Raw genomic sequence first — 16,019 nt, forward strand, 5'->3', positions numbered from 1 at the left:
GCGGGTGGTCGGGGCCGACGCGCCGAACCCGGGCGCCGCACGGCGGACCCGGCGGACTGCGCGCTCGGCGCCGGCGATCGCCCGATCGACGCTCGCACAACGGCTCGCGGCGGCCTCCGAGGACGAGCGGGTGCAGATTCTTGCGGACCTGGTGCGCACCGAGCTCGGCGTCGTGCTCGGCCACGCGGCCGACGAGTCGGTGGAGGCCGACCAGGCGTTCCTGGAGGTCGGCCTCGACTCGCTGACCGCCGTGGAACTGCGCAACCGGCTGGCCGGCGCGACCGGTCTCCGGCTGCCCGCCACGGTCACGATCGCGCACCCCACCCCGCGCGCCCTCGCCCTGCACCTGCGCGCCGAGCTGGCCGAACAGAGCAAGTCGCCGGTGTCGCACCCGGGTTCGGAGGAGGCACCCGTCGAGCGCACCAGGGGCGCGCTGGCCGCCTTCTACGTCCAGCTGTGCGCGGCCGGGAAGTACAACACCGCGGCCGAGGTGATCATGGCCTCCGCGGGCCTGCGGCCGTCCTTCCCGGAGGCCGAACGGGACCGACACGTCAAACCCGTGCTGCGCATCGCCGGCGGCGATGCCGGCCCCGCGATCGTCTGCTTCCCGTCGCTGAGCGCGATCTCCGGGCCGCACGAGTACGCCCGGTTCGGGCAGGTGTTCCAGGGCGAGCGGGACGTGTTCGTGATCCAGACGCCGGGCTTCGCGGCCGACGAGTCGTTGCCCGATCACGCCGACACGCTGCTGCGCATGCACGTGGAATCGGTGCGGGCGGCCGTGGGCGATCGACCGTTCATCGTGGTGGGGCGCTCGATGGGCGGCTGCATCGCGCACGAGGTGACCCGTCGACTGGAGGCGGAGGGAGTCCGGCCGCTCGCACTCGGGCTGATCGACACGTTCCCGATCGACACCGCGCTGGTGCCGGGCATGGACTGGTGGCTGCCCGCGATGATCGAGGGTCTGCTCGGCCGGGTCGCGCAGTACGACATGACGCTGGACGACACCAACCTGAGCACGATGGGCCTGTACCAGAGGCTGTTCGCGGACTGGAAGCCGCAGCCGATCGCGACGCCCACCCTGGTCGCGCAGGCACAGACGCCGGTGGCGGGCACCGTGATCGACCCGGAGGGTCGCTGGGACTGGCGGGCGTACTGGCCGCTGCCCCACGACCTGATCGGTATCACCGGCGACCACTTCACCGTGCTGGAGGACCACGCCGACCTGACGGCGACGACGATCGTGGACTGGGCGGCCGGGCTGTCCGGGTGACCCGCGCCACCACCGCAGTGACCCGCAACACCACTACGAGGCTGGGAAATTCATGACGAAGGTACTGTCCCCGGTGGATCTCGCCGAGATCCACCGCACGCTCGCGCTGTTCGCGCACGTCTTCGACAACGGCGACGTGGCCGGGCTCGACCTGGTGTTCACCGAGGACGTCGTGGTCGAGATCGGCGTCGGCCCGGCGCGGGCCTTCCGGGGCATCGCCGAGTTCGCCGAGTACACCCGGGGCAAGAGCGCGGCGACGCCCGACCACCACACGCTCAACACCACCGTCGAGGTGGACGAGCACGGTCAAGTCCAGGCGCGCAGTCGCTACATCGGGATCAACCCGGCCGGTCGGCTCACCGGCGGCGAATTCCTGGACATTCTGCGTCGCACGCCGGCCGGCTGGCGGATCGCCTATCGATCGAGTCTGCCGCGGGCCCCGCGGCAGGCGGGCGCGGGCGTGGTCAAGGCCGAATTCCCGCTGCCGGTCCGGCTTTCCGAGGTGGTCGCGCCGTGACCGCCGGACCGACCCTGCGCGCCGAGGACGTCGCGGAGATCCACGACGCGCTCGCGCTGTTCGCGCACGTCTTCGACAACGACGACATCGCGGAACTCGGGCGGGTGTTCACCGAGGACGCGGTGATCGAGAACACCATCGGAAGCGGTTACACGATCGACGGCCTGGCCTCGGCCCGGCAGTTCACCGGTCGGCGCAGCCCGGACACCCCCGACCACCAGACCCTGGACACGGTGCTGCTGGTGGATGCGAGCGGCACGGTCCGGGCCCGCAGCCGCTACATCGCGACGCTGATCGACGGCGAGGTGCACGGCGGGGACTACTACGACATCCTGGAGCGCACCGCACGCGGTTGGCGGATCAGGTACCGGGTCTCGGTGCCGCGGCACCCGATCCTGGACCGGATCGACCTGCCGGCGCAGTTCGCCGACGCGTGGCGACCCACCGCGGAGAACGTGGTCCGGTTCGAGCGGGACTGACCGACGAATCCGGGGCGGGACCGACGCGTTCGGGACGGACCGGCTGTCCCGCCCGGAAGGGGCCGTCGGTCACGCCCGGCCCGGAACGGCCGACGCACCCGGGCGGAACGCGGCCGTCACCTCCGAGGTGGGCCGGCCGTCCCGCCCGGAGCTGACCGGCCGACGCGCCCCGGAAGGAGCGGTCGACGCGTTCGCGGCGCCCGCCCCACGGACCCGGGCCGGGGCCCGAGGACACGCCTCGGGCCCCGGTCGACCGACTCAGTTCCGGCGGGCCACCGCGATCGTGGTCAGGGCGATGCCCGCATCGACCTGCCAGCGTCCGGCGAACCCGTCCAGCGGGCGGTCCTCGATCAACAGTCGGGCGGCGAAGGTGCCGGCCGCCGGGTCGAACTCGATCTCCGCCTCGGCGAAGTCCAACCAGCGCTCGGTGAGTGGGAACCACGCCTTGTAGACGGACTCCTTGGCGCTGAACAACAGCCGGTCCCAGGCGATGTCGGGCCGGCGGGCGGCCAGGTCGGCCAGGTGTTTGCGCTCGGTCTCCGACGAGACGGTCGTCAACACTCCGTCCGGCAGCGGCAACGCCGGTTCGGCGTCGATGCCCAGCGTGAGCAGCGCGGCCCGATCCGCGACGGCGGCGGCGCGATATCCGGCGCAGTGCGTCATGCTGCCGACGACGCCCGCCGGCCAACCGGGTGCACCGCGCAACCCCGGCAGCAGCGGCGCGGCCGGCACCCCCATCCGGGCCAACGCCCGTCGCGCGCACCTGCGTACGGTGGTGAACTCGCGGCGGCGCTTGTCCACCGCCTTGGTCAGCAGCGCCTCCTCGGCCGGGAACAGCGGCGGCCCGTCCGGGTCGTCGAAGGATTCCTCGGCGAAGACCTCCGGCGGCAGTATCCGGGCGATCATCGAACCTCCGGCGTCGGCTCGGGAGACGGTCATCGGGCGCCCGCCTGCCGGCCCGAGCCGGTGGTCGCGGCGGTGTCGGTGCTCTCGGCGGGCACGATCCGGCGCGGGATCGGCCGCCGCAACCCGTTCTTGCGCTCGCGCGGATAGCCGAGCGAGACCTCTTCGAAGCGCACCCCGTCGTACCACGTGGTGCGCGGGATGTGCAGGTGGCCGTACACCACGGCGGCGGTCGGGAAGCGGCGATGCCAGTCGGCGGTCAGGTCGGTGCCGCACCACTGGACGAACTCCGGGTGCCACATCACGTCCGTGGGCTGCCGGACCAGCGGGAAATGATTGACCATCAGCAGCGGCGCGGCCGGATCGGCCGCCGCCGCGAGTCGGCCCTCGCTGTACGCCACCCGGGCCCGGCACCACTCGCCGCGGCTCGGATAGGGGTCGGGGTGCAGCATGAACTCGTCGCTGCACACCACGCCCGCCTCGTACGCGGCGTCCAGCGCCTCCTGCTGCGTGGTCGCGCCCGGCGGGCGCCAGGTGTAGTCGTAGAGCACGAACAGCGGTGCCACGGTGACCGGGCCGCCCGGCCCGTCCCAGACCGCGAACGGATCCTCGGGGGTGAGTACGCCCAACTCACGGCACATCGCGACCAGATGCCGGTAGCGCCGCTCGCCGCGCAGTTGCACGGGGTCGTCCGGGGTGGACCACAGCTCGTGGTTGCCGGGCACCCAGATCACCCGCGCGAAACGGTCGGCGAGTAACCGAAGGGTCGCCATGGTGTCGTCGACGTGTTCGGCCACGTCACCCCCGACGATGAGCCAGTCGTCGTCGGTGCGGGGCCGGATGCCGTCGACGATCGCGCGATTGGACGGGATTGCGGAATGCAGGTCGCTGACGGCGTACAACGCGCGCTCGGGCGAACGGGCAGTGCTCATCGATCGACCATAGGCGGATTCGAGGGGTTCAGGGAAGGCCGACGCGGCCGAGTGCGGTTACCGCGCAATTCCCGTGCAAGCCCGCGTAGGGGTTGGTCAGGGGTACGCGACACGCCCGCCATATGTCACCGTCGTCTGTGAGCAGATCCGGACTGCCGGTGAGCGAGGCCGGACTACCGGTGAGCATGACCCCGACCGCCAGAGAGAGGGAAGAGCCGTTGCGGTACGAGATTCTCGGCCCCGTGCGGATCGTCGACGGTGCCGAGCCGCGTACGATCGCCGCGCCCAAGCCGGAGACCCTCCTGGCCGCCCTGCTCGCGCGCCGGGGCCAGTTGTTGACGGTCGACCAGATCGTCGCCGAGATCTGGCCCGGCGCCCGACCGCAGCGAGCCAAGTCCACGGTGCACGTGTACGTGTCCCGACTGCGGGCGATGCTCGGCACCTCGGGACCCGCGCGCAGCGGCCCGTTGGCCACGTGTGCCGGCGGCTACGTCCTGCACACGGGACCGGACCGATTGGACGCGGACGCCTTCCACGGCCTGGTCGACCGGGGCCGGGCCGGTCTGCGGGCCGGGCGCCGGCACGAGGCGGCCGAGACGTTCACGAGTGCGCTGGACCTGTGGCGTGGGCCGGCCTACGCGGGTGTCGCCCACGGTCCGATCGTGCGGGCGCACTCCGCACGCCTGGAGGCGTCCCGGCTGGAGTGCCTCGAACTGCTGGTCGAGGCCGACCTGGCGCTGGGCCGCTATCGGGAGAGCGTCGCCCGGCTGTACGCGCTGACCGCCGAGTATCCGCTGCACGAGAACTTCGCCCGGCACCTGATGGTCGCGCTGTACCACTGCGGCCGCCGCGGCGAGGCGCTCACGGTGTACCAGGACGCCCGCGCCGCGCTGCGCGAACTGCTCGGCCTGGAGCCGTCCCGGGCGCTGCGCGAAGTCCAGCACGCGGTGCTCACCGGCGTGGAACCCCTGGGCGCGCGCACCGACTCGCTGGCAGGCTGACCACGGTCGCTTCGGCGACGACGACCGCGGCGGTCGTCGCGCCGGCAGCCCCTGCCATGGCAGCCACGAGCAGACCCGCCACGACCGCGGCGGTCACGACCACAGCAGCGACGAACAAGAAGGGCTCGTCATGACAACCGCCTCCGCCCTGTCGGACGCCTGGATCCGCCGGTTCCACCCGACGCCGCATCCGCTCCCGCGCCTGGTCGCCCTGCCGCACGCGGGAGGCTCGGCGAGCTTCTGGTTCCCGCTGTCGGCGGCGCTGAAGAACCGGGCCGAGGTGCTGGGCGTGCAGTATCCCGGCCGCCAGGATCGACGCGCCGAACCGCTGATCGACGACGTCGCCACGCTGGCGGACCGGATCACCGCCGCGCTGGATCCGTGGCTGGACGACGGGCGCCCGCTGATCCTGTTCGGCCACAGCATGGGCGCGGTCCTCGGCTTCGAGGTGGCCCGTCGGCTGCGGGTGCGGCCGGCGGCGCTGATCGTCTCCGGCCGGCGGGCCCCGGACCGGCAGCGCGACGAGAAGCTGCACCTGCTCGACGATGCGGGGCTGGCCGCCGAGCTTCGCTCGATGAGCGGGACGGACGCGAGCCTGCTGGCGAACGACGAGGTGTTGCAGATGGTGCTGCCCGCGCTGCGCGCCGACTACCGCGCGATCGAGACGTACAGGTGCACGCCCGGCGAACCGCTGGAGTGCCCGATCACCGTCCTGACCGGCGATGCCGACCCGAAGGTCACCATGGACGAGGCGATGTCCTGGCGCGACCACACCAGCGGCACCTTCGCCCTGCACACCTTCTCCGGCGGCCACTTCTATCTGACCGAACACCAGGCCGCGGTGACCGCACACATCGCCGACGCGATCTCGGCGGCGACGGGCCGCCCGCAGACCGGCTGAGCGGGCAAACCTCGCGGGCGCGGCGCCGGCTCCCCGGTGCTCGCTCGAATGGCTCCCGATCCCCGGCGGGGCAGCGGTCCGGGAGAAGCGGGTCGGTGGGCCTCGAATCGAACGGGTGTGCGAAGTGCGCTCCGGGCTCCGCCGGCGGCCCCGGTGCGCCCCGCCGATGATCGAGGCATGGCCGGTCAGGATCAAGTTCATGCCGTGTTGCCCGAGATCGAGCCGATGCTGGCCACCTCGGCGCCGTTGCCGGGCGAGGGATACGACCTCGACTGGGGATTCGAGATCCAGTGGGACGGCGCCCGTACGGTGGTGTACTGCGCGGGCGACCGAACCGTGCGGCTGGTGTCCGGCGACGGTGCGGACGTCACTCGCACCTACCCCGAACTGGCCGGGATCGGTGAGCAGCACGGGCAGCGGCAGGCGGTCCTCGACGGCGAGATCGTGGTCCTGGACGACCGCGGGCGGCCCGACGTCGAACAGCTCCGTCGGCGGATGGGCGTGGTCAATCCGCGCAAGGTGGCCCGGCTGACCATGGACGCGCCGGTGCACCTGATGCTCTTCGACGTGATGTACCTGGACGGCCGGTCGCTGCTGTCGACCCCCTACCGAGAGCGCCGGATGTCGCTGGCCGGCCTCGACCTGACCGGCCCCCGGTGGTCGACGCCCGAGTGGACCGAGGGCGACGTGCAACACGCCTGGGCGACGAGCCTGCGGAACGGGTACGAGGGCATCGTCGCCAAGCGCCTGGCCTCGGACTACCAGCCCGGACGGCGTTCACCCGACTGGATCAAGGCCAAGCACATCGAGACGCACAGCGTGGTCATCGGCGGCTGGATCGAGGGCCGAGGCGAGTTGCGCGGTCTCCCGGGCAGCCTGCTCGTTGGTGTCGACGCGCCGGACGGCCTGCGCTTCGCGGGCATCGTGGAGCACGGCCTGTCCGCCGCCGAACTCGGTGAACTCGGCGAATACCTGGGTGCGCTCTCCCGCTCCGACACACCCTTTGCGGACTTCGTCGACGTTCCCGGCGCCCAATGGGTCGAACCGCGCCTGGTCGCCGAGGTCACCGTCTCCGGCTGGACCACCACCGGCCGACTGCGCAACGCCACCTGGCAACGCCTGCGCCCGGACCTGACGCGGCGCTGAGCGGCGCGCCGGCCGGGTCGCCTCACGGGTTCGACGGGCCGTGGAAGTAGTGACCCTCGTCGAGGTCGCCGACGAGGCCGGGGCCGGTCGGTTGCCAGTTCGGCAGTTCGCGGGTGAGCGCACTCGACGTGGGGATGTCGGTCGCGAAGAAGGCGCTCAGCCAGCCGAAGTGCCCGCGGGCCTCCTCGGGCGTGACGGCCGCCGTCGGGACGTCGAGGTGCCGGCCGATCAGCTCGGCGACGGTACGGACCGGGACACCCTCCTCGGCCACACCGTGCAGGATCGAGCCCGCCGGCGCCTGTTCCAGCGCCAGGCGGAACAGGCGCGCCGCGTCGGAGCGGTGTACCGCGGCCGGCGGTCGGACCCGTCGCCGACATAGGCGGACACACCCTTGTCCCGGGTGATGCCGATCAGCATCGATACGAAGCCGCGATCTCGCTCGCCGAACTCGAGGGCGTGATCGCGGGTGGATGACCGCGCGTCCCGGGGCGGTGACCGCGGGCGGGGTGATCGTCCGTCCCGAGGTCGTGACCGCCCGTGGGTGATCGTCCGTCTCGGGGCCGAAATCCGCCTATGCAGGGTGATTCGGGCGCGGGACGATGAGTCTCCACATCGAGTGCCAAGGGCGACGACTGCGGAAGGGTCGGACGTCGAAAGGGCGTTCCGACTCGGGCGGTTCGACGGGTCAGCGGATTCGCTTCAACGGATTCAGGTACGACAGCGCAACGCCCGACGACGCCTCCGACGACGTCCCCACGTCCGCCGAGGAGACCATCCGTGCTCTCGCTGCCTCGCACCCTGTCCGCGACGGCCGTCGCCGTCACCGTCGTCGCCGGCACCGCAATCGTCGCGCCGACCGCCCATGCCGCGACCGCCTCGAACTACGCGGCGCTGGGCGACTCGTACAGCGCCGGTGTCGGCGCCGGCAACTACCTCCCCGACAGCGGCGCCTGCAAGCGCAGCGCCAACGCCTATCCGGTCCTGTGGAACCGGAGCCACCCGGGCACCTTCGCCTTCGCGGCCTGCTCCGGAGCCAAGACCGCCGACGTGCGCGCCGGTCAACTCTCCGTGCTGAACTCCGCGACCTCGTTGGTGACCATCAGCATCGGCGGCAACGACGCGGGTTTCGTCGACACCATCATGACCTGCGTGCTGGCCTCCGACAACGACTGCTCCGTCGCCGTCGCCAAGGCCAAGACCTACGCCACCGAGAAACTCCCCGCCGACCTCGACGCCACCTACGCACAGATCCGCAACCGCGCGCCCAACGCCCGCCTGATCGTGCTCGGTTACCCGCGCCTGTTCGAACTCGGCTCGTGCTTCCTGGGCCTGAGCAAGTTCAAGCGCACCATCTTGGACCAGGCCGCCGACACGCTGGCCGAGGTCACCCGGCAACGCGCCGCCGCCGCGAACGCCGATTTCGCCGACGTCCGCACCCGCTTCGCCGGACACGGCGTCTGCGCCTCCAACGCCTGGATCCACGGCGTCACACTGCCCGTCGAAGAGTCCTACCACCCCACAAGCAGCGGCCAAAGCCAGGGCTACCTCCCCGAACTCCAAGCCCACACCGGAATCCGAGTCGGCTGACCCCGCAGCCCGCCCGACAGGCGCCGGCCACTCCCAAGCCGCCGCGGCCGCCCCGATCGCCAACGCGCTCGGGGACGGCCGCGCGCCCGCAGGCGGGCGGCGCGCACCGGTCGCGCACTCCGCCCGTGTGCGCCGGCTACCGGTCACCCGGTGCGCAGTGCCACCCTGGACGGCATGAGCGACCGACCGGTGATCACGACCGCCTTCCAGGGCCGGACCATCCAGCTGCCCGGCACCCTGGCCGACATCCGCGCCGCCCTTCCCGAAGACCGGCGTGCCGCCTTCGACGACGAGATCAATCACGCGCCCCTGCGGCAGATCGCCGCCATCGCCGTCCACTGGGCATCCCCGCCCGAGCTGAACGCCCAGGTCGAGGCCGACGCTGCTCGCGTCCGAAGCGGTGACATGTCCGGCCTCACCAACGCCGACGGCACACCCTTCACGCCATGAGCGGGTACCGGGTCGCGTACACCGACCTCGCCAGGTCCGGCTACGCGGCCCTCGACGCGAACCAGCGCAGGGCCTTCGATGGTGACGTCGCAGCCATGGCCCGCGACCCCTATGCCTGGGGCGACCCCATCCGCGGAAACCGCGACCGGCGCTCCGCCGCGCTCGGCGGTGTCATCACCGAGAACGAGTCAGCGCGGGCGTCCTCACCGTGACGATGCTCAAGGTGGTCGGGATCTGATTCACCCGCTAGCCGGTTCCGCTCAGCGGGCGAACCCGCGGGCAATCACCATGCGTTGGATCTGGTTGGTGCCTTCGAAGATCTGCATGATCTTGGCTTCGCGCATGTAGCGCTCGACCGGGAACTCGCGGGTGTAGCCGCAGCCCCCGAAGACCTGGACCGCGTCCGTGGTCACCTTCATCGCCGCGTCGGTGGCGACCAGCTTGGCCACGCTGGCCTGCCGGCCGTACGGGCGGCCCAGGTCGCGGCGGCGGGCCGCGTCCAGGTAGGTGGCGCGTGCGGAGTCGACGGCGGCGGCCATGTCGGCCAGCAGGAAGCCCAGGCCCTGGTGGTCGACGATTCGGCGGCCGAACGTGGTGCGTTCGTTGGCGTAGTCCACCGCCGCGTCCAATGCGGCCTGGGCCAGGCCGGTTGCACACGCCGCGATGCCCAGCCGGCCCGAGTCCAGCGCGCTCAACGCGATGGCCAGACCCTGCCCCTCGGCGCCGATCAGGCGGTCCTGCTCCAGGACCGCGCCGTCCCAGAACGCGCTGGTCGTGGGCACCGCGTTGAGGCCCATCTTCTCCTCGGGCCGACCGAACTCCAGGCCCTCGGCCGCTCCCGGCGCCAGGAAGCAGGAGATGCCCCGACTGCCCTCGCCGGTTCGGGCGAACAGGGCGTAGAAGTCCGCCTTGCCGCCGTGCGTGATCCAGGCCTTGGTGCCGTTGATCCGGTAGCCGTCGGCGACCGGGCGCGCCTTGCAGATGATCGCCGCCGCGTCGGAGCCCGCGTGCGGTTCGGACAGGCTGTAGCCACCGATCAGTCGACCCTCCAGCATCTGCGGCAACCACCGCTCGCGCTGGGCGGGCGAACCGTAGGTGGCCACCGGGAAGCAGGCCAGCGTGTGCACGCTGGTGGCGACCGCGACCGCCGCCCAGCGCGCGGCGAGTTCCTCCAACACCTGGAGGTAGACCTCGTACGGCTGACCGCCGCCGCCGTCCTCCTCCGGGTACGGCAGGCCCAGCAGGCCCACCTCGCCCAGGACGCCGAACAACCCTTCCGGGTAGGACTCCTCGCGCTCGTGCCGGGCAGCCACGGGCGCGAGCTCGCGGTCGGCGACGGTACGGGTGAGATCGAGCAGGTCCTCGGCTTCCCGAGTGGGCAGGAGGCGGTCGACGGTCACGGCTGCTCCGGAGGTCGGGGAGGAGGCGGGGGAGGGGAGGAGTTGTGCGGGAGAGGCGGGCCGGCCCGGGTCGCCCGGGCCGGCCTCGGCGAACGGGCGGGTCAGCCCGCCGTGACGAGCTCGGTGCCCGAGGTGCCCGAAGCGTCCGAGCCGTCCGAGCCGTCCGAGGTGCCCGCGACGGCCGCGGGTGCGGTCAGCGCGGCCAGTGCGGTCCGTACCGCCGTGCGGTATTCGGCGACCCGGGCGAGCTTGATCTCCTCGTAGCCGCGGATCGTCTCCGGGAGCGCCACCAGCTCGACCACCGCGTCGACGTTGGCCGCGGACAGCTCGCGCAGCGCCGTGCGGACCAGATCCCGGTACTGCGGCACCAGTTCGCGCTCCACCCGACGCACCTCGGCGTAGCCGAACAGGTCCCAGCGGGTCCCGCGCAGCCCGCGCGCCGCGCGCAGCGCCCGGAAGGCCGGACCTGCCGTGCGGCGCAGCCGGATCTTGCGGTTCATCCCCAGGTAGCGCAGCACCGGCGGGTGCAGCAGCACCGAGACCGCCGCATCCGGACCGAACTCGGCGTCCCGCCGGGCCTGTTCCACCGGGTCCAGGTGCAGGCGGGCCACCTCGTACTCGTCCTTGTACGCCATCAGGTGGTGCAGCGCCTTCGCGTAGGCCACCGCGACCCGCTCACCCGCGGCCGCGCCCGCCCGCTCGACGGCCAAGGTCCGGATCGCGCGCACGTCGTCGGCGTACCGGCGGGCGTAGGTCGCGTCCTGGTAGCCCGTCAGGTCGGCGATCCGCGTGCCCAGCACCTCACGCAGCTCCGCGTCGCCGCCCGAGCCGTCGGCCAGCGCGACCGAGGCCGCGTCGACCTCGACCACCGCGCGCGGCGGCGCGGCGACGGCGGCGGCGAGCACCGCGGCCGGGTCCACGGCCATCGCCCGACCCCAGCGGAACGCCGCCAGGTTCTTGGCCACGGCCGCGCCGTTGAGGTTGATCGCCTGCTCGATCGCGTCCGCGCTCAGCGGCAGGCAGCCGTGTTGGAACGCGGCGCCGATCAGGATCATGTTGGCCGGCATGTGGTCGGCGAACAGCGCCTCGGACAGGCCCAGGGCGTCCAGGTACAGGTTGTCGGCCTGCCGGGTGGCCGCGTCGATCCGCTCCAGCGTCTCGGTCGGCGAACCGGGCAGTGCGATCTGGTTGGTGACCATCGCGGCGGTCGGCACGATCGCGGTGTTGACCACGGCGATGGTGCGCTCCGGGTCGGCGGTGGCCAGGTTGCTCGCCGCCGCGGTGCCGAGCAGGTCGAAGCCGATCAGCACGTCCGCGCCGGCCCGCGAGGCGCGCAGCGCGCCGTCGATCGGTCGGTTCGAGATGCGCAGGTCGGACACCACCGGGCCGCCCTTCTGGGCCAGACCGGTCTGCTCCAGGCCGGCCGCGTGCAGCCCGTCCAGGTGCGCGGCCATCTGCAGGATCGAGGACACCGTCACCACACCGGTGCCGCCGATGCCGGGCATCCGCACCAGCAGGTCGGTGTCGGCGAACCGGGGCTGCGGCAGGGCCGGTTCGAGTGGCAGGTCCGGTATCTGCCGGGCCTTGCGGGTACCCGGCTCGACCAGCAGGAAGGACGGGCAGTCACCCTTGAGGCAGCTGAAGTCCGAGTTGCACGAGCCCTGGTGGATGTGCGTCTTGCGGCCGAACTCGGTGTCCACGGGCTGCACCGACAGGCACGTGGACTTGTCGCCGCAGTCTCCGCAGCCCTCGCACACCCGCTCGTTGATCACCACCTTCTCGGCCGGCGTCGGCAACTGCCCACGCTTGCGCAGTCGGCGCTCCTCGGCCGCGCAGCGGTCGTCGTGGATCAACACGGTGACCCCGTCCAGCGCGGACAACTCGACCTCGGCCGCCGAGAGTTCGTCGCGGTGCCGGACACTGGCGATCGGATCGAGCCGAACCCCGCGGTAGCTGCGCGGGTCGTCGGTGGTGACCACCACCCGGCGCACCCCCTCGACCGCGAGCCAGCGGGTCAACGCCGGTACGTCCAGGCGGCCTTCGGCCTTCTGGCCACCCGTCATCGCGACCGCGTCGTTGTACAGCAGCTTGTAGGTCATCTTGGCGCCGGCCGCGACGGCGGCCCGGATCGCCAGCGAGCCCGAGTGATGGAAGGTGCCGTCACCGAGGTTCTGCACGAAGTGCTTGTCGTCGGTGAACGGCATCAGGCCGATCCACTGCGCGCCCTCGCCGCCCATCTGGGTCAGCCCGAGCTGGTGCCCTCGGCCCTTGCCGTCCAGCGCGATCATCACGTGGCAGCCGATGCCGACACCGACCAGGGTGTCGTCCGCGGTGCGGGTGGACGCGTTGTGCGGACAGCCGGAACAAAAGTACGGGGTCCGCGAGGCCAGCATCGGCAGCGCGATCCGCGACGGGCGCTTGGGCGCGAGCGTGGCCAGGTACGCGGTCGCGGACGCCGGCAGGTTGTCCGCGCCGATCCGGGCGGCGACGGCGCGGGCCACGTCGTCCGCGCCGAGCGTGCCGCGCGCGGTGAGCAGCGGGCGGCCGGTGTCGTCCCGGCGACCGACGATGCGCGGCGCGTCGGGACGGCGGTACAGCGCCTCCTTGAGGCGGGCCTCCAGGAACGGCACCTTGTCCTCGACCACCAGGACCTCGTCCAGACCGGCGGTGAGTTCGGCGAGTTCGGCGTCGTCCAGCGGGAACGGCATGCCGATGCGGATCAGCCGCACGCCGAGCGCGTCGACCGCGTCCAGGCCGAGGTCGGCGAGTGCGCGGCGGACCACCGAGAACGACACGCCCGCGGCGAGGATGCCCAGACGGGCGTTCGGGGTGTCGCGCACGATCCGGTTCAGGCGGTGCTCACGGGCATACGCGCGGGCCAGGTCGAGTCGACGGGTGATCAGGTCGTGCTCGGCGTCGAGCGCGGCCGGACCGACCATCGTGGGCAGCGTGCCGCGCTTGGTCGCCGCCGGGACCGGGATGTCCCTGCCCCACTCGGACACGTCCACCGTGGTCGACGCGTCGGCGATGTCGGCGACGATCTTCAGGCCGGTCCACAGGCCGCAGGCGCGGGACATGGCGACCGCGTGCAGGCCGAACTCGACGATCTCGCCGACCGTTCCCGGCGCGAGCAGCGGCATCGACAGGCTTTCCATCATCGGCTCGCACGAGCTGGGCACCGTCGAGGACTTGCTGCCCGGGTCGTCGCCGATCCAGGCGACCGCGCCGCCGAGCGGGGCGGTGCCGGCCATCGTCGCGTGCCGGATGGCGTCCGCGGCCCGGTCCAGGCCCGGGTTCTTGCCGTACCAGAAGCCGGTCACCCCGGCGTGCCGGGCGCCCGGGGTCTGGTCCACCAACTGGGTTCCGGCGACGGCGGTCGCGGCCAGCTCCTCGTTCAGGCCCGCCTGGAACACCACGCCGGCCGGGTCCAGGAAACGCTTGGCGCGGCCCATCTCCAGGTCCACACCACCCAGCGGCGAACCCTGGTACCCGCTGACGAAGACCCGCGTGTCCAGGCCGCGCGCGGTGTCCAGCCGGCGCTGCTCCAGGGTCAGCCGGATCAGCGCCTGCACACCCGAGATCAGCACCCGGCCCTGCTCGGCGGTGTACTTGTCGTCCAGGGACACCGAGGCCGCGGTGGGCGCCGCGGGGGACGGCGACTCGGGGGCCGGAAGCGAAGGCGAAGCCTGATCTGTGCGCACGAAAGCCTCCGTCGAAACCGGGTGGGGTGGGGGTGGGGTGCGGTAAGCACACCAACGGCGCCGTCCGGACGCAAGTACCTTGCGGGATCTCGGGTGAAAGACGCAAAGATCTTGCCCGTGCGGCTGATGGGAGTGACTTAGTTTGCGCGTGAAGCAGGTTACCCACGAGTTGGGTTTCGGTGCGTGTCGTTCGACCCGGGTGCTCTCGGGGTAGCCGAGGGCCCGGAACGAGTGCGCGCGGGGTGGCCGAAGACCCGGTGTGGGTGACCTCGGAGTTGCCGAGGATCCGGTGCGTCCGGCGCGCATCGCAGGCATCGTGGGTGCGGGCCGAGCGAAGGGCGGTGCGGACGGGATGGACGATCCGACGGTGCGGGAGCAGACGGTCGCGCAGGCGCGGACCCGGGCACCCGCGCGGGACGCGGAGGTACGGGAACTGCGTGCGCTCGACGAGTTCCGCGATGTCGAGCATCTGTACGGCGGGATCTGGCCGGCCGTGCCGGGCCAGGGCCCGCCGGTGAGCGTCGAACTGCTGCGGGCCTTCGCGCATGCCGGGAACTACGTCGCCGGGGCCTATCGGGACGGCCGGCTGGTCGGCGCGGCGGTCGCGTTCTTCGGCGCGCCGATCGGCGAGACGCTGCACTCGCACGTCACCGGCGCGCTGGCCGGAAGCGGCGTGGGCTTCGCCCTCAAGACGCATCAGCGGGAGTGGGCCCTCGCCCGCGGGCTGCGCCGGATCACCTGGACGTACGACCCGCTCGTGCGCCGCAACGCGCACTTCAACCTGGCCAAGCTGGGCGCGCGACCCGTGGAGTACCTGCCGAACTTCTACGGCGAGATGGTGGACACCGTCAACAGCGGCGACGCGAGCGACCGGGTCCTGGCGGTCTGGGAGCTGAACGACCCGAGGGTGGCGGCGGCCGTGCGGGGCGAGTGCATGTCGATCGTGCCGCCTGCGGAGGCCGAATCGGCGCTGGCCGTGCGCGACGGCCGGCCGGTGCTCGCCGACACGGAGGCCGAGGTCGTGCTCGTCGCCGTCCCGGCGGACATCGAGGCCCTGCGCCGGACCGACCCCGACGCGGCCCGATCCTGGCGGCAGGCCCTGCGCGAGGCACTGGGCGGGCTGCTCGACGGTGGCGCCACGGTCCTGGGCTTCGACCGGGAGGCGGGGTACGTGGTGTCCCGGTCGCGAGTCGGATGAGATCGCCGCGAACCTTCGTCATCCGGAACGTGCGGGCCGCCGATCTCGACGCGTGCGCGGCGCTGCTCGCGCTGCACGAGGGTGGTTCCGTGGCCGCCGAACCCGCCCCGCGAGCGCGCGTCCGTGCGTGGTTCGACCGCCCGGACGGCTGTTTCCTGGTCGCCACCGAGCCCTCGGACCGGGCCGACCCGGTGGTCGGCTACGCCCGCGCGGTACACCTGGACCCGTCGCCGACGGCCCCCACCGGCTACTACCTGGCCGGAATCGTGGTCGCCCCCACCGCCCGACGCACCGGCCCGGGCCTGCGCCTGACCCGAGCCCGCCTCGCCTGGATCGCCGAACGCGCGGATTCGGCCTGGTACTTCACCAACGCCCGCAACACCGCCTCGCTCCGCCTGCACGCATCCCTGGGCTTCCACGAGGAATCCCGCGACTTCGCCATCCCGGGTGTGTCCTTCGCCGGCGGCCGGGGGATCCTGGCTCATCTCACCCTCGACGACTCCCCGTGTCCGATCGGGAGCCGACGGTAGCCCG

At 72.4% G+C, this 16,019-nt stretch carries 15 protein-coding genes and 1 pseudogene; 11 read left to right on the forward strand and 5 right to left on the reverse strand.

Annotation, left to right across the window (positions count from 1 at the left end; translation table 11 throughout):
- Positions 1-160 precede the first annotated feature (160 nt).
- From ACFZBU_RS20860 to ACFZBU_RS20870, 3 genes and pseudogenes are all read left to right on the forward strand, one after another.
- Positions 161-1,270: pseudogene (locus tag ACFZBU_RS20860) on the forward strand (alpha/beta fold hydrolase); the annotation flags it as partial.
- Between the two features lie 52 nt (positions 1,271-1,322).
- Positions 1,323-1,787: a nuclear transport factor 2 family protein gene (locus ACFZBU_RS20865; protein ID WP_391585106.1), complete on the forward strand. Its 465-nt coding sequence runs from the start codon at positions 1,323-1,325 to the stop codon at positions 1,785-1,787.
- Positions 1,784-2,266: a nuclear transport factor 2 family protein gene (locus tag ACFZBU_RS20870; protein WP_391585107.1), complete on the forward strand. Its 483-nt coding sequence runs from the start codon at positions 1,784-1,786 to the stop codon at positions 2,264-2,266. The genes ACFZBU_RS20865 and ACFZBU_RS20870 overlap by 4 nt, the downstream gene beginning before the upstream one ends.
- Positions 2,267-2,524: 258 nt before the next feature.
- Here the strand turns inward: ACFZBU_RS20870 and ACFZBU_RS20875 are convergent, their stop codons facing one another.
- Both ACFZBU_RS20875 and ACFZBU_RS20880 read right to left on the reverse strand, forming a co-directional pair.
- Complete coding sequence (locus tag ACFZBU_RS20875) at positions 2,525-3,205, reverse strand: 4'-phosphopantetheinyl transferase (RefSeq protein ID WP_391585108.1); 681 nt, start codon at positions 3,203-3,205, stop codon at positions 2,525-2,527.
- Positions 3,202-4,101 carry a metallophosphoesterase gene (locus ACFZBU_RS20880; RefSeq protein ID WP_391585109.1) on the reverse strand — a complete coding sequence of 300 codons (900 nt, stop codon included), beginning with the start codon at positions 4,099-4,101 and terminating at the stop codon, positions 3,202-3,204. The genes ACFZBU_RS20875 and ACFZBU_RS20880 overlap by 4 nt, the downstream gene beginning before the upstream one ends.
- Positions 4,102-4,319: 218 nt before the next feature.
- On the opposite strand from ACFZBU_RS20880, the gene ACFZBU_RS20885 reads away from it, so the two are divergent.
- From ACFZBU_RS20885 to ligD, 3 genes are all read left to right on the forward strand, one after another.
- The gene (locus tag ACFZBU_RS20885) at positions 4,320-5,102 is read left to right on the forward strand and encodes a BTAD domain-containing putative transcriptional regulator (RefSeq protein WP_391585110.1); all 783 of its coding nucleotides are present in this window, start codon (positions 4,320-4,322) and stop codon (positions 5,100-5,102) included.
- Between the two features lie 130 nt (positions 5,103-5,232).
- Positions 5,233-6,003 carry a thioesterase II family protein gene (locus tag ACFZBU_RS20890; protein ID WP_391585111.1) on the forward strand — a complete coding sequence of 257 codons (771 nt, stop codon included), beginning with the start codon at positions 5,233-5,235 and terminating at the stop codon, positions 6,001-6,003.
- A gap of 177 nt (positions 6,004-6,180) precedes the next feature.
- Positions 6,181-7,149 (forward strand): non-homologous end-joining DNA ligase, encoded by a 969-nt coding sequence (ligD, locus tag ACFZBU_RS20895; protein ID WP_391585112.1) that lies wholly within the window; start codon positions 6,181-6,183, stop codon positions 7,147-7,149.
- Between the two features lie 22 nt (positions 7,150-7,171).
- Here the strand turns inward: ligD and ACFZBU_RS20900 are convergent, their stop codons facing one another.
- Positions 7,172-7,420: a hypothetical protein gene (locus ACFZBU_RS20900; RefSeq protein ID WP_391585113.1), complete on the reverse strand. Its 249-nt coding sequence runs from the start codon at positions 7,418-7,420 to the stop codon at positions 7,172-7,174.
- Between the two features lie 506 nt (positions 7,421-7,926).
- Between ACFZBU_RS20900 and ACFZBU_RS20905 the strand changes: the two genes are divergently transcribed.
- The 3 genes from ACFZBU_RS20905 (at position 7,927) to ACFZBU_RS20915 (ending at position 9,398) form a co-directional block, all read left to right on the forward strand.
- Positions 7,927-8,736 carry an SGNH/GDSL hydrolase family protein gene (locus tag ACFZBU_RS20905; RefSeq protein WP_391585114.1) on the forward strand — a complete coding sequence of 270 codons (810 nt, stop codon included), beginning with the start codon at positions 7,927-7,929 and terminating at the stop codon, positions 8,734-8,736.
- Between the two features lie 174 nt (positions 8,737-8,910).
- Complete coding sequence (locus ACFZBU_RS20910; protein ID WP_391585115.1) at positions 8,911-9,186, forward strand: hypothetical protein; 276 nt, start codon at positions 8,911-8,913, stop codon at positions 9,184-9,186.
- The gene (locus ACFZBU_RS20915; RefSeq protein ID WP_391585116.1) at positions 9,183-9,398 is read left to right on the forward strand and encodes a hypothetical protein; all 216 of its coding nucleotides are present in this window, start codon (positions 9,183-9,185) and stop codon (positions 9,396-9,398) included. The genes ACFZBU_RS20910 and ACFZBU_RS20915 overlap by 4 nt, the downstream gene beginning before the upstream one ends.
- A 48-nt stretch (positions 9,399-9,446) precedes the next feature.
- Here the strand turns inward: ACFZBU_RS20915 and ACFZBU_RS20920 are convergent, their stop codons facing one another.
- Together ACFZBU_RS20920 and ACFZBU_RS20925 are read right to left on the reverse strand one after the other, a co-directional pair.
- Positions 9,447-10,586, reverse strand: a complete 1,140-nt coding sequence (locus ACFZBU_RS20920; protein WP_391585117.1) for an acyl-CoA dehydrogenase family protein — start codon at positions 10,584-10,586, stop codon at positions 9,447-9,449.
- A 101-nt stretch (positions 10,587-10,687) separates the two neighbouring features.
- A complete protein-coding gene (locus tag ACFZBU_RS20925) occupies positions 10,688-14,287 on the reverse strand; it encodes an indolepyruvate ferredoxin oxidoreductase family protein (RefSeq protein ID WP_391585118.1) in 3,600 nt (1,199 codons plus the stop codon).
- Positions 14,288-14,654: 367 nt separating this feature from the next.
- On the opposite strand from ACFZBU_RS20925, the gene ACFZBU_RS20930 reads away from it, so the two are divergent.
- Both ACFZBU_RS20930 and ACFZBU_RS20935 read left to right on the forward strand, forming a co-directional pair.
- The gene (locus ACFZBU_RS20930; protein ID WP_391585119.1) at positions 14,655-15,485 is read left to right on the forward strand and encodes a GNAT family N-acetyltransferase; all 831 of its coding nucleotides are present in this window, start codon (positions 14,655-14,657) and stop codon (positions 15,483-15,485) included.
- Positions 15,482-16,015 (forward strand): GNAT family N-acetyltransferase, encoded by a 534-nt coding sequence (locus tag ACFZBU_RS20935; protein WP_391585120.1) that lies wholly within the window; start codon positions 15,482-15,484, stop codon positions 16,013-16,015. Before ACFZBU_RS20930 ends, ACFZBU_RS20935 begins: the two co-directional genes overlap by 4 nt.
- The last annotated feature ends 4 nt before the right edge of the window (positions 16,016-16,019 follow it).

This window comes from Embleya sp. NPDC008237, from assembly GCF_042956465.1.
In the GTDB taxonomy this organism is placed as follows: Bacteria; Actinomycetota; Actinomycetes; order Streptomycetales; family Streptomycetaceae; genus Embleya.